The sequence below is a fragment of the Vibrio sp. 03_296 genome (assembly GCF_002265885.1).
On record NZ_NPKW01001030.1, the window covers coordinates 1 to 665 of the forward strand.

Annotated in this window: 3 pseudogenes; all 3 read right to left on the minus strand. The window is 42.9% G+C overall.

Annotation, left to right across the window (positions count from 1 at the left end):
- A pseudogene (locus tag CIK04_RS35865) lies at window positions 1-144 on the minus strand (aldehyde-activating protein); the annotation flags it as partial.
- A 31-nt stretch (window positions 145-175) separates the two neighbouring features.
- A pseudogene (locus CIK04_RS29630) lies at window positions 176-320 on the minus strand (DUF3265 domain-containing protein).
- A gap of 127 nt (window positions 321-447) precedes the next feature.
- Window positions 448-665 (minus strand): annotated as a pseudogene (locus tag CIK04_RS34940) (hypothetical protein); the annotation flags it as partial.

Below are 665 nucleotides of genomic sequence, written 5' to 3' on the forward strand. Positions count from 1 at the left end.
CATGGTGACATCGACTTGTTCCGGAGAAAAGTACGCCCAAGAAGCAGAATAACGTCGACAAATTGAACAATTACACTCACCAACTTCTGTTGGGATTTCACTCAAAATAAGAGTTACATTTTCGCAATGGCATGTCAGTTTCATCTCAAACTCCTTGGATTTGCCTAACGCCCTGTTAAGGGGTGAGCGACGCAATACCGAAGCTGCCGCATACCACCTTAAACACTAAACGCAACGCATAGTGAAAATGCCACGCGTTGCGAATCCCTCTTGAACAGTTTGTTATATGCGTGTTTGAGTCGAGAGAGTAACCAAGTCATCACTATCGTATAAACGCTCTGCGGATTCTTGCATACCTAAGCTTACGGAGTAGTTTTTCTGATGCCAAATTTTCTATTACCGCTACACCATAAACCTCAGACACCAAACTCGATTCCAAGGTGAAATTTAACACAGCCTTCGAAGCTTCAAACGCGTACCCTTACCTTGATATTGAGGTAGTAATGCATACCTAATATCTGAAAAATTCGAGTCAGGAACTAACTCGAACGCCAGCATAACCGATTTTTGAGATGGCTTACTTTTAGCGTCAACAATGAAAGTGCCATAGCCTTTCGACCAGTGAGCCACTTTGCTTGGTACGTAATTCTGAATATACTCCAAGC